Below are 15,694 nucleotides of genomic sequence, written 5' to 3' on the forward strand. Positions count from 1 at the left end.
GTCCTGGCCTATGCCCCGGCCTGCAGACGCGCCGCGCGCTGCGCCAGCCGCTGCTGCTGCGAGGCACGCAGGGCAGCGATCTGCGCCAGGATCTGCTGCTGCTTTTCCATCAGGCGCTGCGTGTGCACGCCATGGGCATCTCCCGCCAGGCCCTGGGCGATGCAGGCGAGCGCGCGCCCCGGGTCGCCGCACTGCTGCCAGGTGTAGGCCAGGTTGAGCTGGGTGCGGGCATCGCGCGGGTCTATGCGCTCGGCCTGCAGGTAGGCGTCATGCGCGGCAGCAAACTGCTCCTGGCAGAACAGGCAGTCGCCCAGCACGTTCCACAGCCAGGTGCTGAGCCAGGGGTTGAGCTCCAGCGCGCTGCGCGCCAGCTCGATGCCTGCCGCAAAGTCCCGCAGCTGCAGCCCCACGAACTCCGCCACCTCGCCCAGCAGGCGCCAGTCGCGCGGGCTGCGGGTGATGGCCTGGCGGTAGCTTTCCAGCGCGGCGTCCTGCCGGCCCGACTCCAGGTGCGTGCGGGCCTCATGGGCCGGGGCCTCGAAGAACTGCTGCGCGTCGGCGCTGAAGCGGTTGAGAAAGGCGGCCGCCGTGCGCTCGCAGCCCTCGCCGATCAGCAGCCGCGCATGGATGGCCCTTTGCGCATCGCCCGGAGGCGCCAGCACCTGCCAGCCCTCGCGCCCGAACAATTGCGCCAGCAGCGGGAAGTTCAGGCCGATGGCGCTGGTGCGGCCAAAGCGCTGGGAGGCGCCCGACTGGGCCGCCGCCTCGGGCGTGCAGGCGCCGTAGTCGTTGATGAGCACCAGGCCCTTGGGCGCCAGCCGCTGCTGCAGCGTCTGCAGCGCGCCGAAGGCGCCGTGGTTGACCAGCAGGCGTGTCGCGTCCTGGCTGACGGACAGGGCGGCATCCACCCAGGGCGACAGTGCCGCGTCGCCGCAGTCGAAAAATCCCGTCTCCTGCTCGAACAGGCCCACCAGGGGCAGCAGGCGCGCGCGCTCGGCCGCATCCGCGTGATCCACCAGGGCGCGGATCTCATGCGGCGACAGCGCGGTGTACTGGCGCACGAGCTGGGCATCGTCCGTCAGGCGGGTGCGTATGCGCAGCTCCTGCACCGGCCCGCCGTTCCGGCGCCGCACGACGGTGGCGGGCAGCACATCCAGCACGTAGTTGCAGAACACGGCATGCAGCGGCGGCAGCGGCACCGTGCTGCCGTCGTGCAGCCGAACGGCCTCGGGATGCATGGCGTCGCAGCAGCCTGCCACGACCTGGCCGCCAAACTCGGCAAACAGGCCGCGCTCGTGCCACTGCGCAACGGTGCGCGGCGAGCCATCTGTCACGTAGCAGACCAGCCGCTGGTCGAAATCACGCCCTTCCTGCTGGCACAGGTGCCGGAAGGCCTGCAGGAACATGCGCGCAAACAGGCCGCAGCCCGCGCCCAGCTCCAGCACGGCAATCGTGCCCTGCGGCGCCGTGTCCGCGCAGTGATGGAACAGCAGGGCCGCCGCATCTTCGGAGAGACGGCCGCTGTTGTTGACCACGTAGGGCACCTCGTTCTCGGCAAAGGTCAACAGGCCCGCCTGCGCCCAATGCAGATGGCCCAGCTCCCACTCGATGCTTTCGGTGATGGGCCGAAAGTCCTGCAGCAGTTGCGAGGCGACGCGCACACCGGACAGCACGTCCTGCGGCGCACGGACCGCAGCGGGCGGCCCGGTGGGCGCACCGGCAGAGGCGGCAAGGGACAGGGAAACGGGCATGGACATGGACAGGGGCAAGGGCACGCGCAGCGCGGCCTCGCCCTTCGAATAGTCGGTTCTCAAGATGCTTTCTCCGGGAGATGCACGGCAGTGGCGCCTGCCCGCGCGGCAGGCGGCAGACGTCCGGCCGGGCTCAGGGCACGGGTGCCCACTTGGACCAGTTCAGGTCGGCCTGCTCGAAATCGGCCTTGAGCATGCGGCGCATGGCGGCCACCTCGTCCTGGGTGATCTGCGTTTCCTTCACCTGCTTGCCCGTGGCCAGGGTGCGGGCCTTGGCCAGATCGGCCTTGGTCACGGAGGCCGTTCCGGCCCAGATGGACTTGGCCGAACCCACGGTGACCCAGTGCTTGCCCTGGGACTGCAGGTCGGCCTGGTAGGCGGATTTCCAGCGCATGTTGTTCTGCGAAACGGCATTGAGCAGCTTGGCCAGCGAGCGCTGGTTGCTCACGCCTTCCTGGGCGAAGGCCTGCAGGTGCACGCGCTCGAACTTCAGCGGCAGCAGGCCCTGCTTGGCGGCCAGGCGGTCGCGCTCATCCCACCAGCGCGCGGCATCGGCCGCTTTGGCGGTATGCAGCTGGTTGAGCCAGTCGGCATCGGTGACGATGCTGCCGTCGCCCTTGACCCACTGGAAGCGCTTGAAGCCGATGTCGGCCGCCCGGCCGAAGTTGTGGTTGCTCTCGCCGGGGCCGGCCTTGGTCTGGGTCTCTGCCGCCTGCTGGGCAAAGGTGCGGCGGCGGCCGGTGGGCGTGATCCACAGCGCGATCTTGTGCGTGTCGTACATCTGCTGCACCAGGCTGGCCAGCTTGGCGCGGAAGGTGGGCTCGTACTCCGCATCGTTGGCAATGGCGGCCTTGCTGGTGGCCGCATCCTGGGCCTTGGCCTCGATATACACCGTCTTGGAGTTGTTCGCGGAGCGCATGTTCTGGTGCGATGCAGGCAGCATGGCGCTGAGCTTGGCCACCGTGGCGCCACCGGCTGCCGCCAGGCCCAGTGCCTCCTTGGCGCCACCGGCCTGCGGCTGGCCGGGCGCGGCCTTGGCCGCCGCCAGCTTGTGGTCGTTCTGGAAACGCTCCAGCGCGGCGCGCGTCTGCGCGCCGTAGCTGCCGTCGTAGTCCACGCCCAGATAGGGTGCATTCTTGGCGTCCTTCACCACGCGCAGCATGGCCTGCAGCAGGGCCACGTCATGGACCTGGTTGCTGCCGCCCTCGCCTACGCTGTCCTTGATGTCTGGCATGTGTCTTCCCTCTTTGCGGTTGTCGGTGTCACGCGCTGCACGGGCTCAGCGGGCGGGATCGGTCTTGCGTTCAGGTTTCCGGCCGGGCGCCTGTTCCGCCTTCGGCAGCAGATGCGCCAAAGGCACCGTGCGCGGCTGCAGCCTGGCCGAGCAGGCACGCAGCCGCAGCGATTCGGCATGCGCCTGTGCCATATCCGCGGCCACCTGCACCAGGGCGTGATGCGGCGCAGCTCCTGCGGGGCGTGTGAGCACCACGGCATAGCCGCCCAGGCAGTCGGCCTGCTGCGCGCGCGCCGCACGCGCGGCGGCCACGCCGGCATAGCGCGCAGCCACCACGGCCTGCACGGCAGCCGGCGGCGCCGATGCCTGTTCGGCAAACGCCTGCCGGCCTGCGTTCCAGCGCAGGCTGCGGGTCTCGATCTGGTCGGGGGCGTCGTCCTGCGGTGAGTCATAGCGCACCAGCAGCACCGGGATCCGGCCCGTGGGCGCCAGCACCCAGCTTTGGTAGCTGCCCGGAGGCTCTTCGTACTGCCAGGCCAGATGCGGTCCCTGGGCCGTGGCGACATAGAGCGCATGGCGGCGCTTGGGATGGTCGAAGCCGCCCATCTGCGTGACCAGCAAGGCGCGCGCCCCGCCTTGCACGCCGGGCAGGCGCAAGGTCCGCGCCGCAGCGGTGACCGTGCCTTCTTCCTCGCCGGTCGTCCAGACGCGCGTGCGCTGCGCGGCCTCGGACAAGGGATCTCCCACGCCGTACAGCGGATCGGATGGCGCCAGCTGGGCCTGCCCTCTTGAAGCAGGCCAGGCCAGCGCCGCTGGCTTGCCTTGCTCCATACCGGCACGCACCAGCCTCAGTTCGAAGGGACAGGCCGACGCCGTGCAGGCAGGCAGGGACAACTCATAGGCAGGCGCCCCCTTGGCCGTGCCGGACGGCAGGCTTTCCAGCACCTGCCGCTGCAGCCCGGCAGCGAACGCCGTCGTACCCAGCAGCGCCACAAGCCCGAAGGCCAGTGCGGGCAATACCGGCGTCTGGCGAAATGAAGAATCGGCGCGCATTGAGTGGAAAGCCATGGTGATAGCGAGTTCCTATGATTTGCCAGACGGAAATCCGTTACTGCTGCATTTCATCGGCGCAGGCATTTTCCACAAGCTCCCATTCGATGTCTGTTGCAAAATGCATCCAACGCCGCATGAAGGTAATTCGTCCTCTGCATTCCCTCCGGACCCCGTGCAAATACCGATTCATTGGCGGTGTTTTTTCAAGAAACCTCAACAATATCAATAGCTTGCACCAACACAGATGGACAATGAAAATACCATCTTGTACACATGAAAAATGTCGCCACAGATGGACGGGCCGCACCGGAGATTCACACCGCATTCCGGCACCTTCCATTTACACGAACTCCATTACATTTTTCACCCTGAAAATCAGTGGATGACACCAGGCGCATGCATTGAACCCATCGCAAATCCGTCCCATGTCACGGTATTGCCTGCCGTCACTACCCGCCTGTCCGCGCCCGGACAGGCAACACCCGGCATTGCCACGGTTGCACTGCAGGCCCTGAGTGGAGCAACCATCGCCGCACGGGCCAGCGCAGCCGGCACCAGTTTCTTACCGTGGACGCCCGAAATCACTGCTACAATCGAGGGCTTCGGAGAGGTGGATGAGCGGTTTAAGTCGCACGCCTGGAAAGCGTGTGTGGGCTAATCCCCACCGCGGGTTCGAATCCCGCCCTCTCCGCCATACACCCAGCAAAACGGGCCCCTACACGGGGCCCGTTTTCGTTTCCGGGCCTGCATTCGACCCGGGTCCTGCCCTGCGCAGCCTCGCGTCGCATCCACCCGGCAGGCCGTCAGCGCATCAGGGAAAGTCACAGGCTGTACCTGCCCCTCAAGCCTTGCGCAGACCCCTGCCTGGGCATGCAATACGCAGGTGTCCGACAGGCACCGCCTTGTTTCAGTGATGTACTAGCTGCAACAAAGCACCCAGGCGCGCAGCTTTGTGCAACCGCAGCGCGGCGCGAACAAGCATTCAGGCCCAGCCGCAAGAGGCTTGCAGGGTGAGAGATCCGACGGAGGTTCCAAATGGAAAGCAATGTCACAAAATCCCTTCAAGTCCTCTTAATTTCCGTCAATTTCACTCAATTGACGATAGTTTTCAATCAGAGACGCCAAGCCGATCGAAAAAGCCAAAAACCCGACGTATATTCCACACCGCCTTGCAGCCTGCCCGGCCCGCCCTCGGACTGAGACGGCCCCCGCTCTCCGGGCGCGGAGCACCAGAACAACGCAGGAGCGAAGAGCACAAGAAGACGCAAAGGGGTTGGCATGAAAATTCTTTCGTTCTTCGGGACCCGTCCCGAGGCCATCAAGATGGCGCCGCTGGTGACGGCCCTGTCGCAGACGCGCGGCATCGAAAGCGTGGTGTGCGTGACGGGCCAGCATCGCCAGATGCTGGACCAGGTGATGGAGCTGTTCGGCCTGCAGGCCCGGCACGACCTGGCCGTCATGCAACCCAGCCAGACACTCAACGGCCTGTTCTCCCGCGTGGTGGCGGGCGCCGACGGCGTGCTGGAGCAGGAAAAGCCCGACTACGTGCTCGTGCACGGCGACACCAGCACGGCCACGGCCTGTGCGCTGGCAGCATTTCACCGGCGCATTCCCGTGGGCCATGTGGAAGCCGGCCTGCGCACGGGGGATCTGGCCCAGCCCTTTCCCGAGGAAATGAACCGCCGCGTGGTCGATGTGGTCAGCCAGTGGATGTTCGCGCCCACGCCCACGTCGCGTGCCAACCTGCTGCGCGAGAACCTGCAGGGCCGCATCGCCGTGACCGGCAATACCGTCATCGATGCGCTGGCCACGCTGTGCGACCGGCTCGATGCCCGACCCGAGCTCGCCCGCGACATTGCCGGGCGCCATCCCTGGGTGGACGCGCAGCGCCCGCTGCTGCTGGTCACGGGCCACCGGCGCGAGAACTTCGGCGAAGGCTTCCAGAACATCTGCGCCGCGCTGGCCGAGCTGGCGCGGCGCCATCCGGACCTGCTCATCGTCTACCCGGTGCACTTCAATCCTGCCGTGCGCGAGGTGGTCATGCGTACGCTGGGCGGCATGGACAACATCCGCCTCATCGATCCGCTGGACTATGTGGACTTCGTCTGGTTCATGCAGCGGGCCCGCATCATCCTGACCGATTCCGGCGGCGTGCAGGAGGAAGCACCCTACCTGGGCAAGCCCGTGCTGGTGATGCGCGATGTGACCGAGCGGCCCGAGGCCGTATCGGCCGGCACCGTGCTGCTGGTGGGCACGCAGCGCGCGCGCATCGTGGCCGAGGTGAACCGCCTGCTGACCGATGAAGGTCACCGCGCCTCGTTCGCGCGCCGCATCAATCCCTATGGCGACGGACGGGCCTCGCAGCGCATCGTACGGGCCTTGCTGGGACAGCCCTTCGAGGAGTTTGCCGCCGGACCGGCAGGCATCCTCGCCACCATGGGCAAGGGCCTGGCGCCGGCCTGAAGGCCGCCAGTCCCAACGCAACGGCAGCCGCCCTGCAGCAACTGAACGTGTCACGAATCGCGTCACGAACCGAGCACCGAAGTGAAAAAGAGGCCCCCCATGCAACCGACCATCCACCGCCATTCGTTTTCCCGCACCGGGGCCCGCTGGGCGCTGGGTTCGCTGCTGGGCCTGGGCGCCCTGTTCGCCCAGACGGCATCCGCCTCGGCGCTGGGTGACGCCATACGGCAGCTGGGCGCCAGCGACGGGCTGCAGCGCAGCGTCACGCTCAAGGAGCTGGGCATTGTCGACCCGGTCGTGCTGGCCGGCACGGCCACCCAGGACTTCTACCTGCCCGTGCCGCGCGGCCTGCCTCTGGGCGATGCCAGCATCGCCTTCGATGGCCGCTACCTGAAGGGAGAGCCGGGGACCTCGACCGTGGTGATCTCGCTCAACGGTACGCCGGCCGTATCCCAGACCGTGCCGGACGGCGAAGGCACGCTGCAGCGCAACCTGCCCGTGGCCCAGCCTGCGCGCGCCAGCGACTTCGTGCGCCTGGGCGTGAACTGGCGCAACCGCAACAACAGCCAGCAGCGCTGCGACGAAAACCACTCCCTCGCCAACTCGCTGACCATCTCGCCGCAGACACGCCTGAGCTACCGCGTGGACCCGCGCGATGTGCGCACCATCGAGGATGTCTGGAACACCCTGCCCGTGCGCACCACCGTGCTGGTGTCGGGCAGGCAGCTGGAGCAGGCCTCGTTCGACAGCGCCTGGCGCATCGGTGCCAGCCTGCAGCGCAACAACAGGCGCATGCAGGTACGGGCCCTTCCTGCCGTGGGCGAGGTGATCGACCTGCGCGGCCTGGAGGTTCCCGCCGCCCTGGCCGGCGTGCCCGCCTTTGCCGCACTGCGCGGCGCCGAGCCCCAGCACAAGCTGGCCAGTGACGCCGAACTGGGCGCGCTGCTCATGCTGGGGGCCGCCCAGGTCAGCGGAGACATCGTGGTGGCCGACAAGGCACTGCAGCAGCGCCTGACCGCCGCCTTCGCGGCCCTGCAGACCCAGCTGGCGGCCGACCCCGATGCGGGCCAGGCGCTGCAGCAATGGCGTGCCCGCCGCGCGCCGCTGGCCAGCGAGGCGCTGGCCTCGCAGCAACTGCGAGCCTTGCCCATGGGCCGCCAGATGGTGCTGGCCGTGGCCTCCGATGCGGGTGCGCGCGTGGCCGGCCTGCAGGAGGCCGCCCTGCAGCGCCTGCTGGTCAGCGACAACGTGACGGTGGCTGCGGCCCAGCCCCCGCAATGGGACGAGGCCAAGGGCATCCGCCTGTCCAGCCTGGGCGGCAGCCCCGACAGCTTCGACGTGCTGTCGCGCGGCGAGTGGACGATGAACTTCCCGCTGAGCGCCGTCGCCTCGCAGGGCCGGATGCCGGGCGAGATCACGCTGTACGTGGCCGCAGCCCCCGGCGCCTCGGCCACGCGCCCCGTGGCCACGCTGTTCTGGAACGGCATGCTGCTGTCGGCCCGCCAGCTGGACGCCAACGGCCAGCCCGAGCGCCTGCGCGCCCGCGTGCCCGGCTACGCGCTGGGCATCAACAACACCTTGCGCGTGTCGGTGCAGCGCCAGCCCTACTCGGCCGACTGCAACGAGATTCCCCAGCCCTATCCCGCCAGCGTGCTGCCGGCCATCAGCTATGTGACGCCCGGCAAGGCCGAGCCCAACGGCAGCTTCATCGGCCTGCTGCCCCTGCTGGGCGCCAGGTCGCAGCTGCTGGTGCCTGCCAGCTACCTGTCGGCCGCGCCGGCCGCGCTGGAGCGCATGGCCAACCTGGCAGCCGCCAGCGGCCTGTCGGCCTCGCAGGCCGAGCTGGTCGTGGCCCAGGCCGATGCGCCCGCCAAGCCCTCCATGCCCTTCGTGGCCATGGAGGTGCCGGTGGACGGCGCCAAGCCCCTGGTGACGGTCACGGACGGTCAGCAGCTGCGCATTCGCGGCAAGTCGCTGGACTGGCTGGACATCAAGGGGCTGAAACAGCTGTCCTCGGCCGAAGTCGTCACTGCCGGCGGCCAGCAGGGCGTGCTGTGGCGTGCCATCGGCGAGTGGACTGGCGGCCTGGGCGAGCCCTTCCTGCTCAATCGCGGCAACATCGCCGTGATCGGCGGTGACGGCCCGCTGGCCTGGCTCGACAGCAGCAACCCCGATGCCGGCATTCCGTCCGGTCCGCGAGAAGGCGCCTTCCACGAATGGCGCAACTTCCTGTCCTGGAGCGTGCCCGGCATCGCCATTGCGCTGGTCGTGGTGGTGCTGCTGGTGCTGCTGGCCTGGGCGGTGGCGCGCAGCAAGCAGCCCAGGCACTGAGCCGGGCCCGAGCCACGATGACGACGGCATGAGGCGATCACCATGATCTCTTCCCTCTACTGGCCCTACCTGGTGGCCGACTACTACCACGCGCTGGAGATCACCAGCGCCGTGGTGGCCGTCATCATCCTGCTGTCCAGCATCGATGACCTGTTCATCGATGCCTGGTACTGGGTGCGCGAGGCCTGGCGCGCGCTGACCGTCAAGCGCCGCTACCAGCCGCTCAAGGCACAGCAGTTGCAGGAGGTCGAGGAAAAGCCGCTGGCCATCATGGTGCCGGCCTGGCTGGAGTACGACGTGATCGCGCCCATGCTCGAGAGCATGGTGGGCACGCTGGACTACAAGAACTACATGATCTTCGTGGGCACCTACCGCAACGACGAGCGCACCAAGAACGAGGTGGAGCGCATGCGCCGGCGCTACCGCCAGTTGGTCCGCGTGGAGGTGCCGCATGACGGCCCCACCTGCAAGGCCGACTGCCTCAACTGGATCGTGCAGGCCATCTTCCAGCAGAACACGCTGCAGCCCGAGCCCTTTGCCGGCCTGATCCTGCACGACAGCGAAGACGTGCTGCACCCGCTGGAACTCAAGTACTACAACTACCTGCTGCCGCGCATGGACTTCATCCAGCTGCCCGTGACCTCGCTGGAGCGCGAGTGGTACGAGCTGGTGGCCGGCACCTACATGGACGAATTCGCCGAATGGCACACCAAGGACCTGGTGGTGCGCGAGAGCATGTCGCACATGGTGCCCTCGGCCGGCGTGGGCACCTGCTTTTCGCGCAAGGCGATGGAGGAACTGGCCGCCGAGACCCACAACCAGCCCTTCAACACCGACACGCTGACCGAGGACTACGACATCGGCGCGCGGCTGGCGCGCCGGGGCATGAAGCAGATCTTCGGCAAATTCCCCGTGGACTACGTGATACGGCGCAAGCCGCTGTTCGGCCTGGGCAAGGAAAAGGTTTCCACCCTCACCATGCCGCTGGGCATACGCGAGTTCTTTCCCAACACCTTCAAGACCGCCTACCGGCAAAAGGCGCGCTGGACGCTGGGCATCGGCCTGCAGGGCTGGAGCCAGGTCGGCTGGGCCGGGCCGCTGTCCACCAAGTACCTGCTGTTCCGCGACCGCAAGGGGCTGGTGACCTCCTTCGTGGCCATCCTGGCCTATCTGCTGCTGCTGAACTTCCTGGTCTTCCTGCTGGCCGACCACATGGGCTGGTGGACGGTCTACTACCCCTCCCTGTTCGCCCCCAATGGCTGGCTGGTGACGCTGATGAGCGTCAACGTCATCGCCCTGCTGCTGCGCGTGGTGCAGCGCGCATGGTTCGTCTCGCGCCTGTACGGCTGGGAGCACGCCATGCTGTCCGTCCCACGCATGGTGATCGGCAACTTCATCAATGCCATGGCAGCGGCGCGCGCCTGGAAGCTGTTCATCGTCCACCTGGTCACGGGCAAGCGCCTGGCCTGGGACAAGACCATGCACGACTTCCCCTCCACAGACCAGCTGGTGCACCAGCGCCAGCGCCTGGGCGAGCTGCTGCTGTCCTGGCAGGCCATCGACGAAAGCCGGTTGGCCAGCGCGCTGGAGATCCAGCGGCGCGAACGCCGCCCGCTGGGCGCCATCCTCATGGAGCAAGGCTGGCTCGACGAGGCCACGCTGCGCGAGGCCATCAGCTTCCAGCAGGGGGAGCCCACCGATCCCCCGGCACATCCCGGCTTGGCCGCAACAGGCAATCCAAGCACACCAAGGGCCGGCATATGAAGCGTCTCGCACCCCTCGTTCGCCCACTCACCCTGGCCGCCCTGCTGGGCGCCGGCTGGAACGCGCCGCCGGCCTGGCCGCAGGCCGCAGCAGCCGTCAAGGCCGAGGCGCCGCTCAGGGGCCGCGCCTGGCAGCTGGCCAACCAGGCCTATGCCCACTACCAGGCCGGCCGCTTTGCGCGGGCCGCCAGCGCCGCCGCATCGGCCATACAGTTGCGCCCCGACCTGCTGCGCCTGCGCATGCTGCTGATCTACTCGCTGCAAAGGCAGGGCAAGAACGAGGAAGCGCTCAAGGCCATCGCCTCGGCCCGCGCCGCCGGGATGGACGAGGCCACGCTGCAGCAGGCCGAGACGAATGTGCGCGCGGCTGCGGCAGGCGGGGCCGCCGCAGGTGGCGGCGCGGCCACGGCCTCCGGGGCCTACAACAAGGCCTTTCCCATCGCCACCGAGGCCTACGCCGACTACAACGCCAGGAACTACGCGGACAGCGCGCGCAAGGCCGAGCAGGCCTTTCGCCTGGACCCCACGCAAGGCCAATGGGCATTGCTGTGGATTGGTGCGCTGGAAGCCCAGGACCAGCTGGGCGCCGCCATCGAGGCCGCAGATGCCGCCCTGGCCCTGGACCCACCCAACAAAAGCGACCTGGTGGCCAAGCGCCAGACCCTGCGCCGCAGCCAGGCCGTGCTGCCCGCGCAAAAGGCCTACCAGGCGCTGATCGCCAACAACCCGGCGCAGGCCGTGCCCTTTGCACGCGAAGCCGTGGCGCTGGCGCCGGGAACGGCATCGCACCGCTTGCTGCTGATCACCTCGCTCATGCTGGCCGAGCAGCTGCCCGACGCGGAAAAGGCTGCCGACGAGGCACTGGCGCAGGACAACGAGGACACGGCCGCCCTGGGCATGCGCGGCTACATACGCCAGCGCCAGGGCAAGACCACGCTGGCCAACGAGGACTTCGACGACGTGCTCAAGCAGGACTGGCTGGACGAAAAGCAATCGGCCAACCTGCGCCTGATCGCGGCCGACGCAGCCCTGGCTGCGGGCGACGCGGCACGCGCCCGCGCGCTGCTGGCGCCCATGCCGGCACAGGATGAAGCCGTGGCCCGCCGCCTCAAGCAAGCCGATGGGCTGCGCCCGGGCCGCGACACGCCCATGGTGGCCGATACGCGCGGTGCCTCGCAGACCCTGGCCATGGCCGACTACCCGCCGCCGCTGCAGGACTGCCGCGACACGCCCTACGGAACGGTCTGCGAGCTGCAGCCCTCCGATGCCCAGGGCGCAGGCGGCCCCAGCGCCCAGGCCTATGCGGCCTACGCGCGCCAGGACTACAAGGCCGCCATCGACCACGCGCGCACGGCCGTGGAGCAGGACCCCGACAACGAGCAACTGCAAAAGCTGCTGACCACCACGCTGGCCGCAGGCAACCGCGACCAGCAGGGCCAGGCCCTGCTGCGGCTGGACAAGTCCCTGTCCCTCACCCCCAACGACGCCCAGCTGCTGATGCAGCGCGGCTACCTGTACTCGCGCCAGGAAGAGCCGGCCAAGGCGCTGCAGGATTTTCGTGCCGCCCGCGCCACGGGCGAGGCGCCTGCGGGCGCCATGCTGGACGAGGGCTATGCCCTGGCCGGCACCGGCGACAGCCGGGGCGCCGTGCGCACCTTCAAGCAAGCCATCGACCTGGACGATGCCGGCACCGCCAAGCTGACGCCGGGGCAGCGCGAGAACGCGCGCAGCGCCGTCTCCGGCTACTCGCGCGAATGGGGCGCCATCGTCTCCATGGGCTACCGGGGTGCGCGGCCTGCGGGGCGTGCGTTCTCGGACGGCATCCTCACGCAGGCGGGCGATGCGGTCTTCGGCACGGCCGAGGCCTACTGGCGCCCGTCCAACTTCCTGAACTCATCGACGCGCATCTTCGATGTCTACGGGCGGCTGGGCAGCACCTTGCATGACGGCGGCGGCACCACGCTGGGCCAAAGCGCCATCGACCCCTGCACGGGCCTGCCCATCAATGTGCAGGCGGGCGACAACCGCGGCATCTCTGGCCTGCCCACCACCACGGGCTCGCTGGGCATGCGCTTCACGCCGTCCACCAAGTACGCGCTGACCTTCGGCATAGAGCGCCAGTTCAACATCGGCTCCGCCACGCGCTCGGGCTTCATCACGCCGGAATCGCCCCAGCTGCGCTGCCTGATGAGCGGGCGCGATCCGCTCAACCCCACGGGCCCCGCGCTGGGCAATCCCATCTCGGCCAAGTACAGCGCGGGCGCGGGCCAGGGCGGCTGGCTGGCCTATGTCACCCACGGCTTCTACGAAGGCACGGGCCGGCGCACGGACCGCTCCAGCTGGTTCACCATGGAAGGCTACAGCCAGGCCGGCTATGCCAACCAGAGCATGGCCTCGCGCTTCACGCTGACAGACCAGACCAATGGCGCCGTGGTGGGCGACGGCTCGGGCCGCTACAAGCGCGAGCAATGGTTCTTCTCCACCGAGGCCCGCATCGGGCGCAGCTTCCGCGCCGACGGCATCAACCAGGGCCTGGTGATCTTCCCGTTCGGCGTGGTCGCGGCCGACTGGATCAAACAGAGGAACCGCGTGCAAGTGCGTTCCCTGCAGGCCGCCCCTGGCGCCACGCCCACCGCAGCCCAATTGGCCGCCCAGCAGGGACAGACCCTGGCCCTGCAAGGCAACGGCAGCAGCTGGTCGGCCAGCGCCGGCGTGGGCATCAGCCTGCGCCAATGGTTCCGCGAAAGCCACTACAGCACGGCCCAGTCCTATCTGGACTGGTCCATGCAGTACCGCTTCAACATCGGCGGCGGCCAGGCCGACCGCGCCAAGGGCCTGTTCATGACGCTGACGCTGTCCTATTGAAAGCCCCGCCCCGCCGCCGCCACCACACAGACAAGAGAAAAGGAGAAAGCTCCCATGGATTCGACCAAGCAAGCACCCCGCCCCGCCCTGCACGGACTGCGCTCGGGCATGGCGCGCGCCGCACGCGGGCTGGCCGGCTGCGCCCTGGTGCTGGGCGCGCTGGCAGCGCAGGGTACGGCTCAGGCCCAGGCACAGGACAGCTCCTCCATCGTTCTCAGGGGCAAGGACGGGTGGCTGTTTCCGGGCTGGGGCAGCCTGACCCAGGTGGACCGCGCCGGCATCACGGAATCCACGCGGCTGATCACCGAGGCGCGCAACCTGCTGGCCGCGCGCGGCGTGAAGCTGCAGGTGCTGCTGCTGCCCGACAAGGTGCGCTTCTACGCTGACAAAATGCCCGATGGCAAGGCCATGAGCGCCGATGTCCAGGGCCGCTACAAGCAGGTGCTGCAGGCGCTGCAGGGCGCAGGCATTCCCAGCTTCGACGACGAGGCCGTGCTGCGCACCGTGCGCGACAGCGGCAAGGACGTGTTCTACCGCACCGACCAGCACTGGACCCAGGCGGCAGCCGACGCCACGGCCGAGGCCACCGCCCGCATGGTCCAGGGCGAGGTGCCCCAGCTGGCCGGCAGCGCCGGCAGCGGCCTGGCCCTGGGCGACACCGTCACCGAGCGCCGCTATGGCGACCTGGCCGAGCTGTTTCTGACCGCCGAGGAGCGCAAGCAGATCGGCCGCGAGGTCTATACCGTGCGCCGCCAGGCTCCGGCCAAGGGCCTGCTCGACGATGAGCCCGCCCCCGTCCATGTCACCGGCCACAGCATGGTCCAGCCCTACTTCGGCTTCCCGCAAAAGCTCTCCAACCTGCTGGACCGCCCGGTCTCGCTGAACTGGAAGCCCGGCAACGTGGGCCAGTGGACCATGCTGCTGGAGTACCTGGAGTCGCCGGCCTTCAAGTCCCACAAGCCCCAGGTGCTGGTGTGGCAGATGTTCGAGCCCACCTACAGCTACGGCCCCAACGCGGCCGGCCAGTGGGACAACGCCTCGCTCATGCCCAACGCCACCTGGCTGGAGCGGCTGCGCGCCGCACTCAAGGGCTGACCCGTGGACCAAGCCGCGCAAGACCTGCAAACCGACAAGGGCCACCGGCGCAATGCCTGGATCTGGGGCGCCCTGCTGCTGTCGGGCCTGGCCTGGGGTGGTTGGTCGCTGGCCCGCCACGGCCCCAAGGCCGGCGAGCTGCAGCTGTCGGCCTGGCTCGATGGCCGCGCGGGCACGGCGCTGAACAAGGGCCTGCGCCTGCCTGCGCAGTCCTCGCTGGAAACCGGCCAGGCCGCGCTGCGCTATCGCCTGCTGGGCGATACAGGCGCGCAGGTGGCCCTGGGCTGCCCGCAGTGGATGTTCTACCGCGACGGCCTGCGGCCCCAGCCCGGGGTAGGCGCCGCGCCCTTCGAGGCGCGCCAGCGCCTGCTGCGCCACTGGACACGGCAGTTGCAGGACAAGGGCATTGCCACCCTGGTGGTGGCCGTGCCCGACAAGTCGCGCATCGAGGCCGACCACCTGTGCGGCCTGCCCGTGGCACCCGTGATGCTCCAGCGCCTGGACCTGTGGCAGCAGCGCCTGCAGGCCGACGGCATTGCCTTTGCCGACCTGCGCCCCGCCCTGCAGGCCCAGGAACAGACGCAGCCCGTGTTCTTTCGCACCGACGTGCACATGAACGCCGAGGGCGCACGCGCCGCCGCCCTGGCCGTGGCCCGGGCCGCGCTGCCGCTGCTGGGCGGGCAGCGCGGCAGCCAGGCCTTCGAGGAGTCTGCACCCGGGCCGCTGCAGCCCTTGCCCGGCGACCTGCTGGCCCTGGCCGGCCTGGCCGACGCACCGGCAGGCTGGCGCCCGCAGCGCGACGAAATACGCCCCCAGGCCATCACCCCCGTGCGCGGCGGCGGCCTGCTGGACGAGACGCCGCCCGTGCAGGTGCTGCTGGCCGGCAGCTCCAACGGCCTGCGCAGCAATTTCGCGCCACAGCTGGGCCGCGCGCTGGGCCATGAAGTCTGGAACCTCAGCATGGATGGCGGCCAGTTCAGCGGCGCCATGGTGGCCGCGCTCAAGCGCCGCGCCTCCTGGCCGGCCAGCCTGCGGCTGGTGATCTGGGAGTTCTCGGAAAACACCTTGTCCCTGCCCCTGACGGACGATGAAAAAGCGGCGCTCAAGGAGCTGGACGCCGCCTCCCCGCCTGCGTGAAA

At 68.8% G+C, this 15,694-nt stretch carries 9 protein-coding genes and 1 tRNA gene; 7 read left to right on the forward strand and 3 right to left on the reverse strand.

The window, feature by feature from the left end; genetic code table 11:
* Positions 1 to 8 precede the first annotated feature (8 nt).
* The 3 genes from PO605_RS07870 to PO605_RS07880 form a co-directional block, all read right to left on the reverse strand.
* Positions 9 to 1,814: an SAM-dependent methyltransferase gene (locus tag PO605_RS07870; RefSeq protein WP_047474115.1), complete on the reverse strand. Its 1,806-nt coding sequence runs from the start codon at positions 1,812 to 1,814 to the stop codon at positions 9 to 11.
* A gap of 70 nt (positions 1,815 to 1,884) precedes the next feature.
* Entirely contained in the window at positions 1,885 to 2,985 is a 1,101-nt protein-coding gene (locus PO605_RS07875) for a peptidoglycan-binding protein (RefSeq protein WP_034364978.1), read from the reverse strand.
* Positions 2,986 to 3,030: 45 nt separating this feature from the next.
* Positions 3,031 to 4,053: a hypothetical protein gene (locus PO605_RS07880; RefSeq protein WP_272206221.1), complete on the reverse strand. Its 1,023-nt coding sequence runs from the start codon at positions 4,051 to 4,053 to the stop codon at positions 3,031 to 3,033.
* A gap of 589 nt (positions 4,054 to 4,642) precedes the next feature.
* Between PO605_RS07880 and PO605_RS07885 the strand changes: the two genes are divergently transcribed.
* From PO605_RS07885 to PO605_RS07915, 7 genes are all read left to right on the forward strand, one after another.
* Positions 4,643 to 4,732 (forward strand) — tRNA-Ser (locus PO605_RS07885).
* Between the two features lie 584 nt (positions 4,733 to 5,316).
* Positions 5,317 to 6,501 (forward strand): non-hydrolyzing UDP-N-acetylglucosamine 2-epimerase, encoded by a 1,185-nt coding sequence (wecB, locus tag PO605_RS07890; protein WP_016452411.1) that lies wholly within the window; start codon positions 5,317 to 5,319, stop codon positions 6,499 to 6,501.
* Between the two features lie 99 nt (positions 6,502 to 6,600).
* Complete coding sequence (locus tag PO605_RS07895; protein ID WP_047472461.1) at positions 6,601 to 8,832, forward strand: hypothetical protein; 2,232 nt, start codon at positions 6,601 to 6,603, stop codon at positions 8,830 to 8,832.
* Positions 8,833 to 8,874: 42 nt separating this feature from the next.
* On the forward strand, positions 8,875 to 10,596 hold the full coding sequence (locus tag PO605_RS07900) for a glycosyl transferase family protein (RefSeq protein WP_047472460.1): 1,722 nt from the start codon (positions 8,875 to 8,877) through the stop codon (positions 10,594 to 10,596).
* Positions 10,593 to 13,460: an NfrA family protein gene (locus PO605_RS07905; protein ID WP_272206222.1), complete on the forward strand. Its 2,868-nt coding sequence runs from the start codon at positions 10,593 to 10,595 to the stop codon at positions 13,458 to 13,460. Before PO605_RS07900 ends, PO605_RS07905 begins: the two co-directional genes overlap by 4 nt.
* A gap of 54 nt (positions 13,461 to 13,514) precedes the next feature.
* On the forward strand, positions 13,515 to 14,555 hold the full coding sequence (locus tag PO605_RS07910; RefSeq protein WP_047472457.1) for an alginate O-acetyltransferase AlgX-related protein: 1,041 nt from the start codon (positions 13,515 to 13,517) through the stop codon (positions 14,553 to 14,555).
* A 3-nt stretch (positions 14,556 to 14,558) separates the two neighbouring features.
* A complete protein-coding gene (locus tag PO605_RS07915) occupies positions 14,559 to 15,692 on the forward strand; it encodes an alginate O-acetyltransferase AlgX-related protein (protein WP_272206223.1) in 1,134 nt (377 codons plus the stop codon).
* The last annotated feature ends 2 nt before the right edge of the window (positions 15,693 to 15,694 follow it).

This window comes from Delftia sp. DT-2, assembly GCF_028401915.1.
Classification (GTDB): Bacteria; Pseudomonadota; Gammaproteobacteria; order Burkholderiales; family Burkholderiaceae_C; genus Comamonas; species Comamonas tsuruhatensis.

Excerpts from the sequence above, each read along its gene's own strand:
- PO605_RS07875 (WP_034364978.1), bottom strand. The coding sequence starts at position 2,985 with ATGCCAGACATCAAGGACAGCGTAGGCGAGGGCGGCAGCAACCAGGTC.
- PO605_RS07880 (WP_272206221.1), bottom strand. The coding sequence starts at position 4,053 with ATGGCTTTCCACTCAATGCGCGCCGATTCTTCATTTCGCCAGACGCCG.
- wecB (WP_016452411.1), top strand. The coding sequence starts at position 5,317 with ATGAAAATTCTTTCGTTCTTCGGGACCCGTCCCGAGGCCATCAAGATG.
- PO605_RS07895 (WP_047472461.1), top strand. The coding sequence starts at position 6,601 with ATGCAACCGACCATCCACCGCCATTCGTTTTCCCGCACCGGGGCCCGC.
- PO605_RS07900 (WP_047472460.1), top strand. The coding sequence starts at position 8,875 with ATGATCTCTTCCCTCTACTGGCCCTACCTGGTGGCCGACTACTACCAC.
- PO605_RS07905 (WP_272206222.1), top strand. The coding sequence starts at position 10,593 with ATGAAGCGTCTCGCACCCCTCGTTCGCCCACTCACCCTGGCCGCCCTG.
- PO605_RS07910 (WP_047472457.1), top strand. The coding sequence starts at position 13,515 with ATGGATTCGACCAAGCAAGCACCCCGCCCCGCCCTGCACGGACTGCGC.